This window comes from Paenibacillus sp. B46(2026) (genome assembly GCF_056786355.1).
In genome coordinates, this window is record NZ_CM165907.1 from 5,234,607 (window position 1) to 5,256,260 (window position 21,654).

Consider the following 21,654-nt stretch of genomic DNA (forward strand, 5'->3'; position numbering starts at 1 on the left):
CCTGATCTACTGGACCCGGGCTTCACTACTGAATTAATGTCGCTTCGTGATCGGGCAGTTCATGATTGGATTTATAGGGATAGCCTGGATCATAGGGTATAGCTTGAATCTGTACTTCTTTCACATGACTGAAACGGGTTAACAGTAGCGTCTTGGCCCGATTTGCAATCTCCTGTGCTTCCAGTATTGAGATTCTCGGATTCACACTAATGACCAGCTCAATCGTAACGTCATGTTCCTGTTCCCGTGCAACCAGATGCTCAATGGTAATGATGCCATATACCCGCTGTACAGTCTCTTTGAAATCTGACGCTTCTTCCTGTTCCAGTTCTTGAACAAGTGAACCGTATACCGTGTCCACGATCATTCGGTAACCTTTGTGAAGCACAAAACAGGAAACAATCAACGCAGCCGTAGGGTCCAGGTAGAGCAGCATGCTCAAACCCGTCTCTTCACCCGTCATCGAACCGATAATACCGATTAATACCGTGAGAGAGCAATAGAGTGCACGGCGATGTTGCTGTGCATAGGCCAGCGCCTGAGACTGATTTCGTTTACGAAAATATCTGTACTGAAATTGAAAAATCGCTTCTTTCACAGCCAGAGCCGCAACTGCCACCAAAAGCACCGACTTGCCGGGTGCTTCCGGTTCACTTCCGGAGAGACTCCCCAATGCAGAGATGGCAAGCTGCAATCCTCCCATGAGAATCAGGACAGATAACAATACTGAAATTCCCGGTCTGGCAACACGTGAACGTTCTTTAAACCGTTCCCTACGAGCCTTGCTCTTATCGCGTACAGACTTGGAGGGAAAGAGACCAGCCAGGGCAGAACCAGCTTCAGAAGCAGAATACAAGCCGTCAGCGAGCAATGATTTGCTGTTTGCCATATAACCGACTCCCGCTTTGATCACCGCAAGTCCCATATTACCAGCAATACCGCTCCATGTGGCAGCCTGAGCAGATGGGATAAGTTCTCTGGTCATGAATATTCCCCCTTAATTCTGTACATAAAGTTGCAAAACCGCGCCTGGCAGACGCGGCTTCACAATAAGATGTTTAGTTGGATTCTTTAGCTACTGTTTTTGGCTTGTTAACTTGTTTACCTTTGAGCGTAAACCATAATGGAGCTGCAATAAAAATTGAAGAATATGCGCCAAAAAATGTCCCGATGACCATCGCAAGCGAGAACATGCGAATGGATTCTCCACCAAAAATAAACAAACAAAGTGATGCAGCAAACACCGTAAACGTTGTATTCAGTGAACGGGTCATCGTCTGAGACAAGCTGTGATTAACTACTGCACGCAAGTCTGCCTTAGAAGACTTTTTGGCAAAACGCAGATTCTCCCGAATTCGGTCAAAAATAACAATCGTGTCGTTGATGGAGAATCCGACAATAGTAAGTACAGCAGTAATAAAGGTCAGATTCACTTCGAGACGGAAGAGAGAAAACACACTTATCACGACAAAAGCATCATGGAATATGGAAACGACCGCGGCTAAAGCGAAGCGCCATTCAAATCGAATCGCTACATAGATCATGATCCCGATACTCGCAATAAGAACGGCATAGATGGCATTACGCTCAAGTTCTTTAGCCATCTCTGGATCAACCGTATTTACTTCGTAAGACGCAGCCGGATCTATTTTGGTAAACTCCTGCTTGAACTTACTCTCCTGTGTCTCGTCCAAAACATCAGAAAAACGTACATTTACCCGATCTGAACCGGTCGTAATGTTCGCTGTGCCCTTATCAACACCAATATCACTGATGATGGGGTTGATCTGCTCTACTGTAATTGCCTTGGATACAGTAATATCTACATTAGACCCTGAACGGAAATCAACGGCATAATTCAAACCCAGAGACAAGAGACTAATAATACCGGCAATTGTCAAGATGATGGAAAACGTATAGGCTATTTTACTGCCTTTAATATAATCAAAATCCCAATTAAAGCGCACGAATTTCACTCTCCTTCACTCCGAAGTACTTAGGCTTCTTCAACACGTTACCCCGTACGAGCAGGGTCAACAGGAAGCGGGAGAAGAAAATATTCGTGATAATACTGGTGACAATGTCAAAGATCAGCACAAGTGCAAACCCTTTAACCGCACCTGTTCCCAAGAAGAACATAACCGAAGCAGCAATAATCGTAGTTACGTTAGAATCAATGATCGTACGGAAGGAATGTTTACCACCCGCTTTAACTGAAGACAAGATCGACTTGCCACTACGCATCTCTTCCTTAATCCGTTCGTAAGTGATGATATTGGCATCTACGGCCATCCCTATACCTAGGATAAATGCTGCAATCCCTGGAAGGGTAAGTACGAATTCTCCCAAGTAGAAGATCGCCAGTACCAGCCATGTATGTGCGATCAAGGCAAAACTCGCAATAATACCAGGAATGCGATAAAGTCCAATCATGAACACTAGAATAATAACGGAACCAATCAATCCCGCTTTAATGGTCTGATCCAGAGAAAGCTTACCGAGTGTTGCACCAACACTTTGTGAATACTTCTCTGTAAGTTTTAGTGGCAACGCACCCAGATTAATGGTGTCACGAAGCTGATTTGCTTCATCACGTGTGTAGGCACCCGAAATCTGAGCGGAACCATCTGTCAACTGTTGTCTAACGGTTGGAGCAGAGAGTAACTCATCGTCCAAATAAATAGCGAGAGGTTGTCCGATCAAACGTTTGGTAATCTCGGAAAATTTGGCTTTGTCTTTCACTTGAATGTCAATCATCGGCTCATTCAATTGAGTGAACACAACTTTGGCTGCATTCTCAACAAATTCATTTCCGCGAAGTTCGATTTTGGTGTACTCGCCTTCCTTGTCATTATCAGCTTTACTACGGAAGGTCAAAACAGCCGGTTCTTTCATTTTGGCTCTAACTTCAGCCTCATCCGTAACCCCTGCCAACTTCAATCGAATCCGGTTGCTTCCTTCAGTGGTTACCTCCGGTTCGCTTGTTCCGAGCGCATTGGCGCGGCTTTCAAGACTTTTGGCCGTTTGCACCAAAGATGCTTTGGTGACTTGTTGACCTGCTTCGAGCGGCTCTGCTTCATATAAGATCTCGTAGCCTCCCTTTAAATCAAGGCCCAAGCGTATATTTTTGAGCAGCTCCGGGCTTGTTCCCACCATTACCCCTGTGGTGACAAGCACGACCAGAATGAAACTGATAATTCTTTTCATGCCGTTCCTAGATCCCCTTTCGTTCTCAATATTCCTATTATAGCGATGCCGTAAAAAGCAGTCAATTTTCAACAAAAAAGATCCCTTTCGTCTAGAAAGAGGACCCCCGGTATGCAGACACGGTCATAAAGTTCATAAAGCTTGTTGCTTTCAGTGACAAAATGTCGTTCACCAGCTGGTGAAGCGGTGGAATGCCCTGTTTTTCATATTTATGACTGACGCAAGTCCAGACATCTTTGCTGGTGACATATTCGTAACCGACAAGCCTTAATTCCTCCGCCTTGCTTCGGCAGAGCATCTCTATTGACTGTTCCAACTCCACATCATTCATTTCCTCCAACGGGGAGCCTCCCTTCGTACATCCAAGCCTTAATGCGGCATCAATATTACATCATTCGACTTTGCCCGATCATATTCCTTCTTGCAGGTTATGGTTCTTTTTGTTAATCGTGTCCAAGTTGTCATGAGAAGATGAAGGACTGGCATAGGATGAAGAACAACGGCTTTGTCCCGTTTATGATGATAACCTGTACTTTCAACCGGGAAAGAGGGGTAGTCTTGAAGAAACAGACATTTATCCAAGGGGCCATGATCCTGCTCGCGGCAGGCATAATTAATCGAATACTTGGTTTCATCCCGCGCATAGCGCTGCCACGAGTCATCGGTGCAGAAGGTGTTGGCATCTACCAATTGAGCTATCCCTTTTTTATCGTACTGGTGACATTAATTACGGGCGGTATTCCGCTCGCCGTAGCCAAGCTCGTGGCCGAAGCTGACACCGGTGCCAATCGTTATTCCCCCCAGCGCATCCTGCAAATTAGCTTAAGCTTCACGCTGACGCTTGGCGTAGTATTCATGTTTTTGTGCATTATATTTGCACCATGGGTTACGAAGTACGTGCTCACTGATGAGCGGGTGTACCATACGTTCGTTAGTATGAGTCCCATGATTGCCATTATCGCCGTATCTGCCGTGTACAGAGGCTACTTCCAAGGCAAGCAAAACATGATGCCTACTGCCATTTCATCCATTGTCGAAACCATCATTCGTATCGTCTGTGTCATTTGGTTTGCCTGGCTTCTCCTCCCCCACGGTATTGCCCAGGCTGCTGCTGGTGCCATGCTGGGCGCACTCGTTGGAGAATTCGGCGGTATGCTTGTTTTATTGTGGAAGTATAACAGACAGAAAATAGAGTTACCGCTAGCCAAGCATCAGAATATGTCCAATCTCTCAGCCAACCCTATAACCTCAGTACCCCCAGATATGAAAGATACAGGGAATCCGCAGCCCGGATTAATTCGGCGTTTGCTTGCGATTTCTGTTCCGGTTACAGCAGGGAGATTGGTTGGCTCCTTATCCTATCTTGCTGAGACTATTGTTACCGCCCAGAGTCTGGCTCTGGCAGGCATATCCAAAGGACTCGCCACAGCACAGTATGGTGCACTACAAGGTATGATTATCCCTTTACTACTGCTGCCAGGCGCACTAACCTCATCCCTTGCGACATCACTTGTGCCTTCACTGTCCGAAGCTTCTGCTCAGGGAGATCGCGCACTGATTCACAAAAGAATGCATCAGGCGTTACGCTTGGCACTCGTGACAGGTGCTCCGTTTTCTGTGTTTATGTATGTGCTTGCCGAACCGATGTGCCTTGTTCTGTATAATGATGCATCGATCGGAAGCATGCTGAAGCTGATGGCTCCTTTTGCTTTGTTCATTTATATTCAAGCTCCTCTTCAAGCTGCGTTGCAAGCCCTTGACCGTCCAGGTAAAGCACTGCTGAATACATTTATCGGTGCTGTTATCAAAATCACGTTGATATTAACGCTCGCTTCCCGGCCCGAGTATGGCATCTTCGGTGCGGTTATCGCTATCTGTGTGAATTCTACTGTGGTTACTCTATTACATGCCCAAAGCGTACGTAAACTGCTACAGTTCCGCTTCAAGATCATGGATTGGGTCAAAACGGGTGCCGGAATGTTTATTATGGGAGCAGCGACCCTACTCGTATACGAAGAGACGGCCATGATATTGCCCTTCTGGTTCCGGATGCTTCTCGCTCCTTTAGTCGGGCTTATCGTGTATTTCATCGTCATGGGCTGGACCAAAATGATTGACTTTCATGATCTGTCCCGTGCTCCTTTGATAGGCTCATGGTTCAAGCGCCGATCAGGCAAATGATTTTCATTTTTTATCATCTTTTGGACTGACATATATCTTCCCATTGTGGTCAATGGAGCATATAAATACATCTTTGAAATCCATAATTCCATTATGCTGAATTTGATTTTTCAACCAAAATCTCGTTTTCTGGATGATCTCCAGATTCTGATCCTGGACCTTGCCGTCCATAATTAAGGGTAGTGGCAGACCTTCATATTTGATATTTGGCAATCCGTCAATTTGATTTTTTCCTGTTTTGGATTTACTGGAAGAAGACTCTTCTGAGTCAGAACCGGAAGAACTGCTGTCGTTAGAAGCATTCTCATCCTTAGGAAAAACGGTCAATTTACCTGTGGTCTCCAAAATAGCAAAATCAACCTCACCGATACTGTCTACATTCTGTTCACGGAGTTGTTGCAGTAGATCATCCAGGTTATATCGTTGCTTGCGCATCTCATCCCGATGAAGAATGCCTTTGGAAATCAATACGGTAGGTTTGCCATCAATCATTAAGCGAAGTCTGCGACTTTTAAGACCCACATAGGCCATCCCAATCTGTACTATGATGAGAGTCAGCATGGGCACAATGCCATGATACAGGGGTTTATCTATATCTGCAATGACAAAGGCAGCCATCTCTGCGAGCATAATTGACACGACCAGATCAAACATGGATAGCTTACCAATCTCACGTTTACCCATAACCCTCATTGCACAGTACACCAGAAAGTACATGAGAATGGTTCGAAAGATATGTGATCCGACATCTGGGAAGTTCACAACAGGGGTCCTCCTTCGAAACTGAGTTTGTAACAGTTAGTTGTAGTGCAATCCCTATTTTGACCTGAACCTTACATGCTCATGCAGAAATAATCCGTTCATTTAATGGAAATCAGTTCATAAGTCCGAAGGCTTGACCATACACTGTATTAACTTCAAACTTGTACAAGGGGGTTGCTTCATGCAATTGATCCGCCGCTTGGTTTCGTTTCGAGTGTCCAATCCGATTCTGTCAGGCCTCTGTCAGGCTTTTGTATGGATGTTTATCGGAGCATTAATTCTCTCCTTCTTTCTCTGGATGAGTGGAATGCGGGAACAGGACCTCTCGTTGTATACCTATGTTGTTCATGGCTTGTCGTTATTGGTTGGTGGTTTTGTGGCAGGCAAACGTTCTGGTGAAAAAGGATGGTATTATGGAGGGATTACCGGAATCGTATATGGACTCCTCGTACTGTTGATCGGATTTCTCGCGCTGGACGCTTCGTTTACTTGGAAAGATAGTTTACAACTGCTCAGTGCCTTCTTCATTTCTGCTCTCGGTGGCATATTTGGTGTTAATACGCATCGCTCCTAGCTGACTGGTAAAGAACATCGACCTTCCCTCATAAAACAAAAAGAGAACCGGGTCTCCAGGGAGATTCGGTTCTCTGCTAGGGAATACGCCACAAACGTACCCTCGTTATTCTATGTTACAGTAACTATTCAACAGCCGTATCACGAGCTACAGCGGTGCTGATTGCATTACGATCAAACGTAAGCTTAGTTACATCGTTTACACGCAGTACAACTACATCATCCGTAATCTCAGCGATCGTACCGTGAAGGCCACCAATCGTTACAATTTTATCGCCCTTTTTCAATTGGCTCAGCATGGAATTCCGTTGCTTTTGCTTTTTGTTCTGTGGACGAATCATCAAGAAGTAGAAAATCGCAACCATGAGTACCAAAGGTACAATCAAAGATACGATTCCACCGCCTTGCGCTCCTGCTAGAGTCATTCCCTGAAACATTCAAACTCCCCCTTATCGACTATACATACAGATATTGCTTGTTACGCCGGTTTCCTTAGAACCTCAATCAGAAACCTTTGTCATTGTCATGAAGACCATATTGATCGAAAAATTCATCCCGGAAATCAAGCAAACGATCTTCCATAATGGCTTTACGTACATTACGCATCAAATTCTGCAAGAAATGAAGATTATGGATCGTTGTCAAACGCAGGCCAAATGTTTCATCTGCTTTGATCAAATGACGCAGATAAGCTCTGGAATAGTTGCGACAAGTGTAGCAATCACATTCAGGATCTAATGGTCCAAAATCGGTTGCAAACTTGGCATTACGAACTACCAGACGTCCTTGACTGGTCATCGTTGTTCCGTTACGGGCAATCCGAGTAGGCAGAACACAATCGAACATGTCCACTCCACGAATAGATCCCTCAATCAACGCATCGGGCGAACCTACCCCCATCAAATAACGTGGTTTATTGGACGGCAACAAAGGTAACGTATAATCCAGTACACCATACATCAAATGTTTCGGTTCTCCAACACTCAGTCCACCAATAGCATACCCCGGGAAATCCATGGAAGTCAAATCTGCGGCGCTCTGACGACGAAGATCTTCATGCATGCCTCCCTGTACGATGGCAAACAGACCTTGGTCATGCGGACGAGCGTGACTTTCAAGACAACGTTCTGCCCAGCGGCTCGTTCTTTCGAGTGATTTTTTTACATATTCATATTCAGCCGGATAAGGTGGGCATTCGTCAAACGCCATCATAATATCGGAGCCAAGTGCATTCTGGATTTCCATCGCCACTTCAGGAGAAAGAAACTTCTTGTCTCCATTCAGATGCGACCGGAAGTTAACGCCTTCCTCAGTAATTTTGCGCATCTCGCTAAGAGAAAACACTTGGAATCCGCCGCTGTCCGTCAGGATTGGACGATCCCAGTTCATGAATTTGTGCAATCCGCCAGCTTCACGGATGATTTCATGTCCTGGTCTCAGAAACAGGTGATAGGTATTACTCAAAATAATCTGAGCATCCATTTCTTTCAACTCTTCAGGGCTCATTGTTTTGACAGTCGCCTGTGTACCTACAGGCATAAAGGTTGGTGTCTCAATAATACCGTGAGGTGTATGTACACGTCCCAGACGTGCACCGGATTGTTTGCAAGTTTTGATATGTTCATACGTAATTGCTGCCATTGGTTTTAATCATCCTCTAAAAGTTAATCGTTATACCGTTATACTAATATATCAACATGGCATCGCCGAAGCTGAAGAACCGGTATTTCTCTTGGATGGCTTCCTCATATGCCTGCATAATATGTTCCCTGCCTGCTAGTGCACTAACCAACATAACCAACGTGGATTTCGGGAGATGAAAATTCGTAAGCATCCCATCGATCACTTTGAAGGGATAGCCTGGGTAGATGAAAATGCTGGTCCATCCGCTGCTGGCTTGCAGTATTCCATTTTCAAATTTGCTGCCTACCGTTTCCAAAGTCCGACAGCTCGTTGTCCCAACCGCAAAAACACGGTGTCCATTCGCTTTGGTCTGGTTAATCAGATCTGCCGTTTCTTGTGACAAGGAGTAATACTCCTCATGCATAACATGATCTTCAACAACGTCAACCGACATTGGTCTGAACGTTCCCAGTCCTACGTGAAGGGTGATGAAGGCGACATTAACGCCTTTGGCACGAATCTGGTCCAGCAACTCATCCGTAAAATGTAATCCTGCTGTAGGTGCAGCCGCCGATCCTTCATGCTTGGCATACACGGTCTGGTACCGTTCACGATCATCCAATGTCTCCTTGATATAAGGTGGCAACGGCATCTCACCAAGACGATCCAGAATCTCTTGGAAGATTCCATCATACGTAAACGTAAGTGTACGTGCCCCCATCTCGCCCTCTTCTTCAATGATTGCCTTCAATTCATCACCAAATACGATGACCGAACCGGCTTTCAGTTTTTTACCCGGCTTAACCAGTGCTTCCCACTTGTCGCCTTCCACATTTTTGAGCAATAACACTTCCGCTTTTGCTCCGGTATCTTCTTTTGTACCGAACAGACGGGCTGGTAGAACACGTGTATCATTCAGAATCAATGTATCACCGGGATTCAGAAAATCGATAATATCAGGAAACGTTTGATGATTAATCTCACCACTATCTTTGTTCAAGGTGAGCAAACGGGATGCCGTGCGATCAAGCAACGGCGTCTGTGCTATCAATTGCTCTGGTAATTCAAAATTATATAAGTTCACATTCATTTAGTTTCATTCCTTAACAATAGTCGCATTTTGATAATAGTGTTTCAATATTGCCTGGTAATCATACCCTTCATCTGCCATGCCTTTGGCTCCCCATTGGGACAAGCCCAATCCGTGGCCATTGCCCTGACCGATGAACATGAAGGTCTGGCCCTGCGTTACCGCTCTCGCTTGACCATCACCACTCATAACCACAAGTGCATTACCGGATGACGTTCCTGTGCCAGAAGAAGACAATACAGAGGCACCATTTGAGCCGGTTTTACTGGCTGTTTTGCCGTCAGCGCCTAATACAGTATAACTTCCGGTCCCTGCAATATCAAATAAAGTGCTTGGTAATCCACCGAGCGCAGAGCGGTATGTATCGGCATATTTCACCGTCATAGCCTGTCCGTTGGCAGTGACTTCAAGTGCTCTTCCGGAAGGTCCACGCTTGGTTACTTCCAAGGTTGAGATTGAAGCAGGAACAGATGCTGTCGTTTTACCCTGAAGGGATTTAACCAACTGGGCTGACGTGAAAGGTCCTCTCACCCAGGCATAGTCATTGGATTGAGCCACTTTTGCCAGTACAACAGCTTCGTTGCCTGGATTCATTTTGGCTACTGGTTCAACAGTGGATTGAATTAACGGAATGGGACGCACATTGGTATTCTGAGCCGTTACCGTCACTTTTGCCAGTCCCGCATCGGTCTTGGTCGTTAATTCTTTGATGTTATCCTCACGAATGTACCCGCTAACGCCAGAACTCAGCAGCACATGGTACCACGTATGTAATCCTGCCTGGGCTGATGTATCCCCCGAGCTAACCACATTGGTGAACACACCTGCTCCGCCGTTCCATACCTCAGAAGGGTGAGCTGTCTGGCCGCCCGCATTGGAGGAGAACACCGCTTCGACGATTTTACCACCGCTCTTGACCACTTCTCCAGCCGTTGCATCCACTGCGCTGGATACTTTATCATTCTCCGAACCAATCCCGTTATAGGCCTGGCTAAGCGTTGTATCCACCACATTGGCTATTTTAAAGCGATCACCCTGTTGAAGGGCGTAAGATCGAGCAGCTACGGCTTGAACTTTCAGAGCCTCAGCAGGCCAAGAGGAATACACCTCTGCCCCTACGACCGAGTAAAGGTATTGCTCTAGCGGAACAACATTGACCAACGCCAGGTCACCGCTCACGATGCTGATTTCCATATCTCCACGATACGTTCGTTGGGAACGTTCCACTACTTTGATACCATTGCCGTTTCCTTGTACCAATGCTTTGGACTCACTACCTGCAATCGTGTAATGCGGAGCTGTTTTAAGTGCATCCGTACTTAATCCTGCATCCTGACGGATGATTAGCCCTGCACTACTGTTGACAGGTGTAAGGTTTACCCCCGGAGCTTTGGCTTCCACACTGTTCTTCAATGTGGATAATTCCGCATCCGTTGAAGCTTCACCAACCCATACCGCATATGCTTGACTTCCCCCATTCAATTGAAGGACTGGATAAGCACTAACTCCTGTTGATAAAAGGTTGGCTTGTGCTGCCTCAGCTTCCTGAATCGAACCATAGGTTCCAGCAGACAGACGTTTACTTCCTGTTACAGCTGGCTTCTGACCAGCCAATTGAGCTGCTGCTACCTTTTGTACCCGTGTAACAGCTTGTCCAGCCAATGCCTCTGTTGCATAGTTGCCCGTATAGAGCTGGTAGATGGCATTTCCATTCACAGAGGTTGTGAACAGCAACGGCTTATCCGCGGTTGCCTGCAACAATTTTGCTGCTGCAGACGCTGTCTTAAAGTCCGCTGTTTCCAACACCTTCACTCGGAATCCATCTGCACTGAAACGGACTTGCCCTGCCGGAAGGCTTACATTAGCCCCACTCTCCGATTGGATGCTCCATTGTCCCGTCGATTCAAGTGTAATGAGTGGTGTAGTTGATTTATACGTACTGCCCAGATTCGCAAACATGGCTACCCGGATCGTCTGTCCATCATTTCCTGCTGCATACGCAGGCACTTGCAGACACCCCACTGTCAAAAGAGCCGCCGCCAGTACCTTCAATCGACGACTCCACTTCTTCGTTCGTATTGCTTTTCCCACAATCAGGCTCCTCTCCATGCATTTCCTTCACTTTATATCGGGTTAACACGTGATTATTTCAATGTTTATGGTGTTCACAGGCTCGATTATTTCCCGTCTCTTGGTGGAACAGGCAGACCCAAGTGATGATAGGCGAGATCTGTTACAATCCTGCCCCTGGGTGTACGCTGAATCATACCAATCTGAAGCAGATACGGTTCATAGACATCCTCAATCGTCTGACTTTCTTCACCGATCGTAGCAGCAATTGTATCCAGTCCTACGGGGCCTCCCCGAAAGCTGTTAATCATCGATTTGAGCATCTTATGATCAATCTCATCCAGGCCACGCGGATCAATCTGGAGACGTTGCAGCGCTTCTTCCGCCAGTGTCTGCGTTATAATCCCATCACCACGCACCTGTGCAAAGTCGCGTACTCGTTTTAGCAAACGGTTCGCGATTCTCGGTGTCCCACGTGAGCGCAATGCAATCTCTTCCGCAGCATCTCCAACAATCTCCACACCCAAAATTTCGGTAGAGCGTGAGACGATATAAGCCAGCTCATGGACCGTATAGAATTCCAATCGACTGATAACACCAAATCGGTCTCGAAGTGGAGCAGACAGCAAGCCAGCGCGCGTTGTAGCCCCAATCAGAGTGAATGGTGGCAGATCCAGCCGAACGGAACGTGCACTTGGACCTTTACCAATCATAATATCCAATGCGGAATCTTCCATAGCAGGGTACATGACTTCTTCAACCGTACGATGCAAACGATGAATCTCATCAATAAACAGGACATCGCCTTCCTGCAGATTAGTTAACAATGCTGCAAGATCACCGGGGCGTTCAATGGCCGGACCCGACGTAGTTCGTAAATTAACACCCAATTCGTTGGCAATAATATTGGCAAGTGTTGTTTTACCAAGTCCAGGTGGTCCATATAACAAAACGTGATCCAATGCCTCATTACGAAATTTAGCAGCTTCAATATATATCTTTAAATTTTCCTTCACCTGATTCTGCCCGATATACTCATTCAAATACCGGGGACGAAGACTCAACTCAACATTTTGGTCCTCCATCATCAGGTTCGCGGAAATAATCCGATCATCCATGTTCATCCCTACCTTTTTTTGCAGGCTGCAGCTATATTATAATATGCAAATTGTATTATCCCGTAAATAGCAATTGCAGCGCCTTTTTCATCAACACATCAACGGAATCCGCTGTAGTAACATCCTTTTTCAATTTGAGCCATACTTTATCAAGTTCACTGTCAGTATACCCAAGTGCCTTGAGACCTTCGCGGGCCTCATCCCAGGCTGAACCACTTCCCGACTCTTCCGATGGAGGAGCAAACAAACCTGTTGCATACGCTGCCGCGCCAAAATTATCCAATTTATCCTTGAGATCCAGAATCATGCGTTGTGCAGTCTTCTTGCCGATGCCTGGCAATTTGGTCAAGAATGTAAGGTTCTCCTGGTAAATCGCTGTAACCACATGCTCTGGTGTACCTCCAGCGAGTATGCCCAGTGCCACTTTTGGACCAATACCAGAGACTTCAATCAATTTACGGAACAAACGCTGTTCATCCCGCGTAACAAATCCAAACAGCAACATCGCATCCTCACGCACATGATGGTGAGTGTACACCGTAATTTCGCCCTCTTGCTTCGCAAACGCAAATGGATTTGGACAGAATACGCGATACCCCACACCCTGAACATCCAGCACAATATAATCATTCTCTACATGAATGAACTGTCCTCTTAAAAAATCAATCATTTTCGCAATACCTCATTCAACTTGGAATTTAATGTAAAAGAGTGCGCGTGGCACACGGCTACAGCCAGTGCATCCGCTACGTCATCCGGCTTAGGAACGACTTGAAGACGCAAGAACATTTTGACCATCTCCTGTACTTGCTTCTTCTCCGCTTTACCGTACCCAACAACGGCCTGCTTGATCTGCATTGGAGTATACTCTGCAATAGGCAAACCCTTCTGCGCGGCAGCAAGCACCATGACTCCTCTAGCCTGACTGACAGACATCGCTGTTGTAACGTTCCGGTTGAAAAAAAGTTTCTCCAGCGCTACTGCGTCCGGTTTGTATTTATCAATCAATTGCACCATACCTTCATATACGTGAAGCAACCGCTCCTCTTCAGGGGTATGAGCTTCCGTCTGAATACATCCATATTGTACGGGTACCACCTTACTGCCGATTTTATCCACAAAACCAAAACCAACAATCGCAATCCCCGGGTCAATTCCCAAAAAACGCAAAACCATCTCTCCCTCACAAAAGCGAACATATGTATCGTTCATTTCATTATAACAAAAGATAGACCCTGCGGCAGGAAAAACTTTGTCTAACTGATTACTCGCCTTTATTCGTGAATTTTTTACATGTTATTTCGAATTTTCATGTATTTTAGTTCAAACGACAAAAAGGACATCTCTTCGATGTCCTTCATCATATTTCACGTATTTTGGAGTCTATCGCTTAGTTTCGCAAACCATGAGTGCTATTGCCCACCGTTTTTTCAGTGACTCAACATCTTAACACTGTAGGTGAGGACGACTGGATTACCCGCCATTGCGGATTAAATGATGATCTTCATCCACTGCATAGTCACTGAACGTAGAGATCACGCTGTCATATTCATCTTTATCCTGAATCCGAATGCCCTGCTGCAATTGCTTCAGCACTCCTTCAGGCAAAGAACTCTCCAACGTCCCAACATCCAACTGAAAAAACGTACGAATGACCTTCTCTTCTGCAGGCTTACCCTCGTACAAATTAAGATTCCCAACAGCATCTATGCTGATATACGCCTGCTGTTTACAGAGCGGTGAAAGGTCATCTACACGTTGCTTCAGATGCAACTCATCTGATGTTCCAACGGTAGCAGCCCATTCCGGATGCTGAGCCAGCAACATCTTCAACTGTGGTCTAGCCATCTTGCCTAACTGCTCTGTTTCCACTCCACAGATGTACTGCGTTTCCAAAACCACACTCGTTAAATGATTCGGATCAGAATCAAGTTGCTCCATGAGTACTTGGATTTCCTGTTCAGATCTTGTTTCTAGCGTAACAGGTCCCATCACACTGGTTGCTTCACTAAAATTAGTCGTTAGCAAACGCTCAATCGCAGATGAGATAGACAACCCGCTGTAAGCCAATATGGTAACTGCAAGTAAAGCCGCCGTCATCCATAGGGTTCGTTTCCATCGGCGCCAGCGTCTCTTGAATTGTTTTCTGAAGTTAAACGTGTTCACATGAACCCCTTCTATCACTTTTTAAACCTATTGTGACCTAAAGAATGAGGCTTTATGCAAAACTAACCTGTCGTCTGAAGGGGAACCCTGCATGTCTTATGTTAAAGGCTTGTCATGATAGTAAATAACTTGCAATATCGCGATTTATACAAGTGAATATAAAAAAAGTACTATCTATTGTTAGATAGTACTTTTCGAGATCGGGATGACACGATTTGAACATGCGACCCCCTGGTCCCAAACCAGGTGCTCTACCAAGCTGAGCTACATCCCGTTATAATATACCGGCGAGAGGACTCGAACCTCCACGGTTTCCCACTCGATTTTGAGTCGAGCGCGTCTGCCATTCCGCCACGCCGGCAAATTTGAAGTTATAATGGCGCGCCCTGAGAGATTCGAACTCCCGGCCTTTTGATTCGTAGTCAAACGCTCTATCCAGCTGAGCTAAGGGCGCAAATATTGGAGCGGAAGACGGGAATCGAACCCGCGACCCTCGCCTTGGCAAGGCGATGCTCTACCGCTGAGCCACTTCCGCATACGGTATTAATAAATATAAAAATGGCGGAACCGACGGGATTCGAACCCGCGATCTCCTGCGTGACAGGCAGGCATGTTAGGCCAACTACACCACGGTTCCAGATCACTTTCTCAAAGGAAAGTATAATTGCGGGGGCAGGATTTGAACCTGCGGCCTTCGGGTTATGAGCCCGACGAGCTACCGGGCTGCTCCACCCCGCGTCGTTATAAAATAAGTTATATGGTGGAGGCTGAGGGGATCGAACCCCCGACCCTCTGCTTGTAAGGCAGATGCTCTCCCAGCTGAGCTAAGCCTCCATATTATGACCCGTAGGGGATACTCTCACTTCGTTCGAGACTGCGAAGCAGTTGCTAACGAAGTACATCCTCCGACGAACCTTTGAGATTCTCATCCCTATTTGAAGCTAATAAATATAGCTATGACCCGTAGGGGATTCGAACCCCTGTTACCTCCGTGAAAGGGAGGTGTCTTAACCCCTTGACCAACGGGCCTTAATGGCTCCCCGAACAGGGCTCGAACCTGTGACAACTCGATTAACAGTCGAGTGCTCTACCAACTGAGCTATCAGGGAATAATATGCATTTGCGGTGCAAATGCAACTCATCGTACAACGTCCACATGCAGAGCCTGTTTTCTATGTATGATGAAAGAGTTCGCTTGGCGGCGTCCTACTCTCCCAGGACCCTGCGGTCCAAGTACCATCGGCGCTAGAGGGCTTAACGGTCGTGTTCGGGATGGGTACGTGTGGAACCCCTCCGCCATCGCCACCAAACGGGCATTTGTATAACAAATGCGTTCGCGTTCCATTCGGTCCGGGCACGGCTGTGTGGATGAATGGTTCAGCGCATCTTCAGAGTGTTGTTCTCTGAAAACTAGATTCGAAACGAAACCTACGAATTACAACTTGCATATTGGATAAGCCCTCGACCGATTAGTACTGGTCAGCTCCATGCATTGCTGCACTTCCACCCCCAGCCTATCTACCTCGTCGTCTTCAAGGGGTCTTACATACTGGGAAATCTCATCTTGAGGGGGGCTTCACGCTTAGATGCTTTCAGCGTTTATCCCTTCCGTACATAGCTACCCAGCGGTGCTCCTGGCGGAACAACTGGTACACCAGCGGTACGTCCATCCCGGTCCTCTCGTACTAAGGACAGCTCCTCTCAAATTTCCTACGCCCACGACAGATAGGGACCGAACTGTCTCACGACGTTCTGAACCCAGCTCGCGTACCGCTTTAATGGGCGAACAGCCCAACCCTTGGGACCTACTTCAGCCCCAGGATGCGATGAGCCGACATCGAGGTGCCAAACCTCCCCGTCGATGTGGACTCTTGGGGGAGATAAGCCTGTTATCCCCAGGGTAGCTTTTATCCGTTGAGCGATGGCCCTTCCATGCGGTACCACCGGATCACTAAGCCCGACTTTCGTCCCTGCTCGACTTGTAGGTCTCGCAGTCAAGCTCCCTTATGCCTTTGCACTCTTCGAATGATTTCCAACCATTCTGAGGGAACCTTTGGGCGCCTCCGTTACTCTTTAGGAGGCGACCGCCCCAGTCAAACTGCCCACCTGACACTGTCCCCGCACCGGTTTACGGTACCAGGTTAGAACCTAGATACGATCAGGGTGGTATCCCAACGTTGCCTCCACGCAAGCTGGCGCTCACGTTTCAAAGGCTCCCACCTATCCTGTACAGATCGTACCCAAATTCAATATCAAGCTGCAGTAAAGCTCCATGGGGTCTTTCCGTCTTGTCGCGGGTAACCTGCATCTTCACAGGTATTAAAATTTCACCGGATCTCTCGTTGAGACAGCGCCCAAGTCGTTACGCCATTCGTGCGGGTCAGAATTTACCTGACAAGGAATTTCGCTACCTTAGGACCGTTATAGTTACGGCCGCCGTTTACTGGGGCTTCGGTTCACAGCTTCGGGATTGCTCCCTAACCACTCCCCTTAACCTTCCAGCACCGGGCAGGCGTCAGCCCGTATACTTCGCCTTACGGCTTCGCACAGACCTGTGTTTTTGCTAAACAGTCGCTTGGGCCTTTTCACTGCGGCCCCCTCGTGCTATTCACACTACCGGGGCACCCCTTCTCCCGAAGTTACGGGGTCATTTTGCCGAGTTCCTTAACGAGAGTTCTTCCGCGCGCCTTAGAATACTCTTCTCGCCTACCTGTGTCGGTTTGCGGTACGGGCACCATCACCTGGCTAGAGGCTTTTCTTGGCAGTGTGAGATCATGACCTTCGCTACTGTAATTTTCACTCCCCATCACAGCTCAGCCTTACGATGTGCGGATTTGCCTACACATCAGCCTTACTGCTTAGACGGACATCCATCAGTCCGCGTCACTACCCTACTGCGTCCCCCCATTGCTCATAACGGCTTACGGTGGTACAGGAATTTCGACCTGTTGTCCTTCGACTACGCCTTTCGGCCTCGCCTTAGGTCCCGACTTACCCTGAGCGGACGAGCCTTCCTCAGGAACCCTTAGGCTTTCGGCGGATCAGATTCTCACTGATCTTTTCGTTACTCATACCGGCATTCTCACTTGTATAATGTCCAGCGCTCCTTACGGTACACCTTCAACCCTTATACAACGCTCCCCTACCCCTGGATCGACTTCACTCCAGCTTCGAAGTCCTGTGTTTATCCCCTGGGAAGCATTTGGTCATCCAAGATAGAGTCTCTTGTCAGACAAAAATGTCCTTGTGGTAAACACCGCCTCAAAGAAGCAGTGAAGTCGATCCAAGCCATAGCTTCGGTGGTGTGTTTAGCCCCGTTACATTTTCGGCGCAGAGTCACTCGACCAGTGAGCTATTACGCACTCTTTCAATGGTGGCTGCTTCTAAGCCAACATCCTGGTTGTCTGTGCAACTCCACATCCTTTCCCACTTAACACACACTTGGGGACCTTAGCTGATGGTCTGGGCTGTTTCCCTTTTGACAATGGATCTTAGCACTCACTGTCTGACTCCCGGAAGTAAGTCTATGGCATTCGGAGTTTGACTGAGCTTGGTAACCCTTGCGGGCCCCGCACCCAATCAGTGCTCTACCTCCACGACTCTGTTTTCCGAGGCTAGCCCTAAAGCTATTTCGGGGAGAACCAGCTATCTCCGAGTTCGATTGGAATTTCTCCGCTACCCCCACCTCATCCCCGCATTTTTCAACATGCGTGGGTTCGGGCCTCCAGTGCGTGTTACCGCACCTTCACCCTGGACAGGGGTAGATCACCCGGTTTCGGGTCTACGTCCACGTACTCACTCGCCCTATTCAGACTCGCTTTCGCTGCGGCTCCGGCTCTTCACCTTAACCTTGCACGGGAACGTAACTCGCCGGTTCATTCTACAAAAGGCACGCCATCACCCCTAAAACGGGCTCTGACTTTTTGTAAGCACACGGTTTCAGGTTCTATTTCACTCCCCTTCCGGGGTGCTTTTCACCTTTCCCTCACGGTACTGCTTCACTATCGGTCGCTAGGAAGTATTTAGCCTTGGCAGATGGTCCTGCCGGATTCATACGGGGTTTCACGTGCCCCGCACTACTCGGGATCCGTCTCGGAGGGAACCAACTTTCAATTACAGGGCTTTTACCTTCTTTGGCGGGCCTTTCCAGACCTCTTCGCTTAACCGGTTCCTTTGTAACTCCATGTGAGACGTCCCACAACCCCAGAGAGCAAGCTCTCTGGTTTGGGCTTCTCCGCGTTCGCTCGCCGCTACTGACGGAATCACTATTGTTTTCTCTTCCTCAGGGTACTTAGATGTTTCAGTTCCCCTGGTATGCCTCTGCACAACCTATGTATTCAGTTGTGAGTAACTGGAAATTACCCCAGCTGGGTTTCCCCATTCGGACACCCCCGGATCAAAGCTTGCTTACAGCTCCCCGAGGCAGTTTCGTTGTTCGCCACGTCCTTCATCGGCTCCTAGCGCCTAGGCATCCTCCGTGTGCTCTTAGTAGCTTAACCATTGCGCTCGTGTTCGAGCTGTCGCTCCGCTTGGTTTGGACTGTGTCCAAATCCAAAAGTCGCTCCATTTCGATCACTCGCTCCAGCAATCTACCGTTTTTATTGAAACTTGTTTTAACACAAGTTCAGCTAAAAAGGAATGTTCTAATTCGCGTTTGTTTCGTTTCGATATCTAGTTTTCAAAGAACAAGCTCCATGCAAAAGCAAGCTGTTTGAGAGTTTGAGCTCTCAAAACTGAGCAACGAGTGAGTGTTGTGCTCTTCATTTCATCCACACCGAAGTGACGGACCGAAATGAATTGCTGTCGCAGGTTCTAAGAACCTGCTTATTTGAATGTTTCCACGCGGGAAACGATTCTCCATAGAAAGGAGGTGATCCAGCCGCACCTTCCGATACGGCTACCTTGTTACGACTTCACCCCAATCATCTATCCCACCTTCGGCGGCTGGCTCCTTGCGGTTACCCCACCGACTTCGGGTGTTATAAACTCTCGTGGTGTGACGGGCGGTGTGTACAAGACCCGGGAACGTATTCACCGCGGCATGCTGATCCGCGATTACTAGCAATTCCGACTTCATGCAGGCGAGTTGCAGCCTGCAATCCGAACTGAGACCGGCTTTGTTGGGATTGGCTCCATCTCGCGATTTCGCAGCCCGTTGTACCGGCCATTGTAGTACGTGTGTAGCCCAGGTCATAAGGGGCATGATGATTTGACGTCATCCCCACCTTCCTCCGGTTTGTCACCGGCAGTCTATCTAGAGTGCCCACCCGAAGTGCTGGCAACTAAATATAAGGGTTGCGCTCGTTGCGGGACTTAACCCAACATCTCACGACACGAGCTGACGACAACCATGCACCACCTGTCTCCTCTGTCCCGAAGGAAAGGTACATCTCTGTACCGGTCAGAGGGATGTCAAGACCTGGTAAGGTTCTTCGCGTTGCTTCGAATTAAACCACATACTCCACTGCTTGTGCGGGTCCCCGTCAATTCCTTTGAGTTTCAGTCTTGCGACCGTACTCCCCAGGCGGAGTGCTTAATGTGTTAACTTCGGCACCAAGGGTATCGAAACCCCTAACACCTAGCACTCATCGTTTACGGCGTGGACTACCAGGGTATCTAATCCTGTTTGCTCCCCACGCTTTCGCGCCTCAGCGTCAGTTACAGCCCAGAGAGTCGCCTTCGCCACTGGTGTTCCTCCACATATCTACGCATTTCACCGCTACACGTGGAATTCCACTCTCCTCTTCTGCACTCAAGTCACCCAGTTTCCAGTGCGATCCGGGGTTGAGCCCCGGGATTAAACACCAGACTTAAATGACCGCCTGCGCGCGCTTTACGCCCAATAATTCCGGACAACGCTTGCCCCCTACGTATTACCGCGGCTGCTGGCACGTAGTTAGCCGGGGCTTTCTTCTCAGGTACCGTCACCTTGAGAGCAGTTACTCTCCCAAGCGTTCTTCCCTGGCAACAGAGCTTTACGATCCGAAAACCTTCATCACTCACGCGGCATTGCTCCGTCAGGCTTTCGCCCATTGCGGAAGATTCCCTACTGCTGCCTCCCGTAGGAGTCTGGGCCGTGTCTCAGTCCCAGTGTGGCCGATCACCCTCTCAGGTCGGCTACGCATCGTCGCCTTGGTGAGCCGTTACCCCACCAACTAGCTAATGCGCCGCAGGCCCATCCCCAAGTGACAGATTGCTCCGTCTTTCCAGTTCTCTTCAGGCGAAGAAAACAACTATTCGGTATTAGCTACCGTTTCCGGTAGTTGTCCCAAACTTGAGGGCAGGTTGCCTACGTGTTACTCACCCGTCCGCCGCTAAGTATCCAGGAAGCAAGCTTCCTATCAACTCCGCTCGACTTGCATGTATTAGGCATGCCGCCAGCGTTCGTCCTGAGCCAGGATCAAACTCTCCAATAAAGTATTGAAAAGAGCGATAAGCTCATTTTGAATCTGACGAGATTAAAAATCTCATTTGTGCTCCAGTCGATTCAAGCCAAGGCTCGTCTCAAACTTTCGCGTTCATTCTGCAAGCAGAATGTTTACTCACTCGTTGTTCAGTTTTCAAAGATCAAACTTATTTCGTCATTCATTGCGCTTCCGTGTCAGCCGTGTGTTTCAGCGGCGACTTAAATAATATATCATACGGCTGAATCTAATGCAATAGTTATTTTTCATTTCTTTTCTTTAATAGTTTTGCATCATCTAAAACCGTCACTAATATCCCCTATCTTGTCCTATCATAATGGTGCGTTCATAGGGTACAAATATTTTAACACACTTCTGAAAGGGTTTACAATACTTTCACAACAAAATGCTCTCCATCAGTCCTGAGCAACTATATCTCTCCGTTATGTGCAACTCAATG

General features: G+C 47.6%; 15 protein-coding genes, 9 tRNA genes and 3 rRNA genes. 2 read left to right on the forward strand and 25 right to left on the reverse strand.

The window, feature by feature from the left end:
* Positions 1-25 precede the first annotated feature (25 nt).
* The 4 genes from AC1S8V_RS23210 to AC1S8V_RS23225 form a co-directional block, all read right to left on the reverse strand.
* The gene (locus AC1S8V_RS23210) at positions 26-985 is read right to left on the reverse strand and encodes a cation diffusion facilitator family transporter (RefSeq protein ID WP_482070956.1); all 960 of its coding nucleotides are present in this window, start codon (positions 983-985) and stop codon (positions 26-28) included.
* A 73-nt stretch (positions 986-1,058) separates the two neighbouring features.
* Positions 1,059-1,967, reverse strand: a complete 909-nt coding sequence (gene secF, locus AC1S8V_RS23215; RefSeq protein ID WP_482070957.1) for a protein translocase subunit SecF — start codon at positions 1,965-1,967, stop codon at positions 1,059-1,061.
* A complete protein-coding gene (gene secD, locus AC1S8V_RS23220; RefSeq protein WP_482070958.1) occupies positions 1,957-3,207 on the reverse strand; it encodes a protein translocase subunit SecD in 1,251 nt (416 codons plus the stop codon). The genes secF and secD overlap by 11 nt, the downstream gene beginning before the upstream one ends.
* A 91-nt stretch (positions 3,208-3,298) precedes the next feature.
* Complete coding sequence (locus AC1S8V_RS23225; protein WP_482074562.1) at positions 3,299-3,538, reverse strand: post-transcriptional regulator; 240 nt, start codon at positions 3,536-3,538, stop codon at positions 3,299-3,301.
* Positions 3,539-3,765: 227 nt separating this feature from the next.
* Between AC1S8V_RS23225 and spoVB the strand changes: the two genes are divergently transcribed.
* Positions 3,766-5,388 (forward strand): stage V sporulation protein B, encoded by a 1,623-nt coding sequence (gene spoVB, locus AC1S8V_RS23230; RefSeq protein ID WP_482070959.1) that lies wholly within the window; start codon positions 3,766-3,768, stop codon positions 5,386-5,388.
* Positions 5,389-5,391: 3 nt separating this feature from the next.
* On the opposite strand, the gene AC1S8V_RS23235 is transcribed toward spoVB, so the two are convergent.
* The gene (locus tag AC1S8V_RS23235; RefSeq protein WP_482074563.1) at positions 5,392-6,105 is read right to left on the reverse strand and encodes a YetF domain-containing protein; all 714 of its coding nucleotides are present in this window, start codon (positions 6,103-6,105) and stop codon (positions 5,392-5,394) included.
* Between the two features lie 226 nt (positions 6,106-6,331).
* On the opposite strand from AC1S8V_RS23235, the gene AC1S8V_RS23240 reads away from it, so the two are divergent.
* The gene (locus tag AC1S8V_RS23240) at positions 6,332-6,724 is read left to right on the forward strand and encodes a TIGR04086 family membrane protein (protein ID WP_482070960.1); all 393 of its coding nucleotides are present in this window, start codon (positions 6,332-6,334) and stop codon (positions 6,722-6,724) included.
* 124 nt (positions 6,725-6,848) lie between these two features.
* Here the strand turns inward: AC1S8V_RS23240 and yajC are convergent, their stop codons facing one another.
* From yajC to AC1S8V_RS23340, 20 genes are all read right to left on the reverse strand, one after another.
* Positions 6,849-7,160: a preprotein translocase subunit YajC gene (yajC, locus tag AC1S8V_RS23245; RefSeq protein ID WP_074096232.1), complete on the reverse strand. Its 312-nt coding sequence runs from the start codon at positions 7,158-7,160 to the stop codon at positions 6,849-6,851.
* A gap of 67 nt (positions 7,161-7,227) precedes the next feature.
* Positions 7,228-8,364: a tRNA guanosine(34) transglycosylase Tgt gene (gene tgt / locus AC1S8V_RS23250; RefSeq protein ID WP_036616872.1), complete on the reverse strand. Its 1,137-nt coding sequence runs from the start codon at positions 8,362-8,364 to the stop codon at positions 7,228-7,230.
* A gap of 43 nt (positions 8,365-8,407) precedes the next feature.
* Complete coding sequence (gene queA / locus AC1S8V_RS23255; RefSeq protein ID WP_482070961.1) at positions 8,408-9,436, reverse strand: tRNA preQ1(34) S-adenosylmethionine ribosyltransferase-isomerase QueA; 1,029 nt, start codon at positions 9,434-9,436, stop codon at positions 8,408-8,410.
* Positions 9,437-9,442: 6 nt separating this feature from the next.
* A complete protein-coding gene (locus AC1S8V_RS23260) occupies positions 9,443-11,545 on the reverse strand; it encodes a SpoIID/LytB domain-containing protein (RefSeq protein ID WP_482070962.1) in 2,103 nt (700 codons plus the stop codon).
* A 68-nt stretch (positions 11,546-11,613) separates the two neighbouring features.
* The gene (ruvB, locus tag AC1S8V_RS23265) at positions 11,614-12,624 is read right to left on the reverse strand and encodes a Holliday junction branch migration DNA helicase RuvB (RefSeq protein ID WP_482070963.1); all 1,011 of its coding nucleotides are present in this window, start codon (positions 12,622-12,624) and stop codon (positions 11,614-11,616) included.
* Between the two features lie 55 nt (positions 12,625-12,679).
* Entirely contained in the window at positions 12,680-13,294 is a 615-nt protein-coding gene (gene ruvA / locus AC1S8V_RS23270) for a Holliday junction branch migration protein RuvA (RefSeq protein WP_482070964.1), read from the reverse strand.
* The gene (ruvC, locus tag AC1S8V_RS23275) at positions 13,291-13,794 is read right to left on the reverse strand and encodes a crossover junction endodeoxyribonuclease RuvC (protein WP_482070965.1); all 504 of its coding nucleotides are present in this window, start codon (positions 13,792-13,794) and stop codon (positions 13,291-13,293) included. The genes ruvA and ruvC overlap by 4 nt, the downstream gene beginning before the upstream one ends.
* Before the next feature lie 303 nt (positions 13,795-14,097).
* The gene (locus AC1S8V_RS23280; protein WP_482070966.1) at positions 14,098-14,790 is read right to left on the reverse strand and encodes a BofC C-terminal domain-containing protein; all 693 of its coding nucleotides are present in this window, start codon (positions 14,788-14,790) and stop codon (positions 14,098-14,100) included.
* A gap of 200 nt (positions 14,791-14,990) precedes the next feature.
* Positions 14,991-15,064, reverse strand: a tRNA-Pro gene (locus AC1S8V_RS23285).
* An 8-nt stretch (positions 15,065-15,072) separates the two neighbouring features.
* Positions 15,073-15,151 (reverse strand) — tRNA-Leu (locus tag AC1S8V_RS23290).
* 16 nt (positions 15,152-15,167) lie between these two features.
* A tRNA-Arg gene (locus AC1S8V_RS23295) sits at positions 15,168-15,244 on the reverse strand.
* Between the two features lie 6 nt (positions 15,245-15,250).
* Positions 15,251-15,325: transfer RNA gene (locus AC1S8V_RS23300), tRNA-Gly, on the reverse strand.
* Between the two features lie 24 nt (positions 15,326-15,349).
* A tRNA-Asp gene (locus tag AC1S8V_RS23305) sits at positions 15,350-15,427 on the reverse strand.
* A 27-nt stretch (positions 15,428-15,454) separates the two neighbouring features.
* Positions 15,455-15,528 (reverse strand) — tRNA-Met (locus tag AC1S8V_RS23310).
* 20 nt (positions 15,529-15,548) lie between these two features.
* Positions 15,549-15,624: transfer RNA gene (locus tag AC1S8V_RS23315), tRNA-Val, on the reverse strand.
* Between the two features lie 123 nt (positions 15,625-15,747).
* Positions 15,748-15,819: transfer RNA gene (locus tag AC1S8V_RS23320), tRNA-Glu, on the reverse strand.
* Positions 15,820-15,823: 4 nt separating this feature from the next.
* Positions 15,824-15,899: transfer RNA gene (locus AC1S8V_RS23325), tRNA-Asn, on the reverse strand.
* An 84-nt stretch (positions 15,900-15,983) separates the two neighbouring features.
* A 5S ribosomal RNA gene (gene rrf / locus AC1S8V_RS23330) occupies positions 15,984-16,100 on the reverse strand.
* 139 nt (positions 16,101-16,239) lie between these two features.
* Positions 16,240-19,289: ribosomal RNA gene (locus AC1S8V_RS23335) — 23S ribosomal RNA — on the reverse strand.
* A gap of 364 nt (positions 19,290-19,653) precedes the next feature.
* Positions 19,654-21,206: ribosomal RNA gene (locus AC1S8V_RS23340) — 16S ribosomal RNA — on the reverse strand.
* Together the 16S, 23S and 5S rRNA genes with 9 tRNA genes alongside form the textbook arrangement of a ribosomal RNA operon.
* Between the last annotated feature and the right edge of the window lie 448 nt (positions 21,207-21,654).

Bases quoted from the DNA above. Each gene is read 5' to 3' on its own strand.
- AC1S8V_RS23210 (WP_482070956.1), bottom strand. From the start codon at position 985: ATGACCAGAGAACTTATCCCATCTGCTCAGGCTGCCACATGGAGCGGT.
- secD (WP_482070958.1), bottom strand. From the start codon at position 3,207: ATGAAAAGAATTATCAGTTTCATTCTGGTCGTGCTTGTCACCACAGGG.
- AC1S8V_RS23225 (WP_482074562.1), bottom strand. From the start codon at position 3,538: ATGAATGATGTGGAGTTGGAACAGTCAATAGAGATGCTCTGCCGAAGC.
- AC1S8V_RS23235 (WP_482074563.1), bottom strand. From the start codon at position 6,105: ATGTACTTTCTGGTGTACTGTGCAATGAGGGTTATGGGTAAACGTGAG.
- AC1S8V_RS23240 (WP_482070960.1), top strand. From the start codon at position 6,332: ATGCAATTGATCCGCCGCTTGGTTTCGTTTCGAGTGTCCAATCCGATT.
- yajC (WP_074096232.1), bottom strand. From the start codon at position 7,160: ATGTTTCAGGGAATGACTCTAGCAGGAGCGCAAGGCGGTGGAATCGTA.
- tgt (WP_036616872.1), bottom strand. From the start codon at position 8,364: ATGGCAGCAATTACGTATGAACATATCAAAACTTGCAAACAATCCGGT.
- queA (WP_482070961.1), bottom strand. From the start codon at position 9,436: ATGAATGTGAACTTATATAATTTTGAATTACCAGAGCAATTGATAGCA.
- AC1S8V_RS23260 (WP_482070962.1), bottom strand. From the start codon at position 11,545: ATGGAGAGGAGCCTGATTGTGGGAAAAGCAATACGAACGAAGAAGTGG.
- ruvB (WP_482070963.1), bottom strand. From the start codon at position 12,624: ATGGATGATCGGATTATTTCCGCGAACCTGATGATGGAGGACCAAAAT.
- ruvA (WP_482070964.1), bottom strand. From the start codon at position 13,294: ATGATTGATTTTTTAAGAGGACAGTTCATTCATGTAGAGAATGATTAT.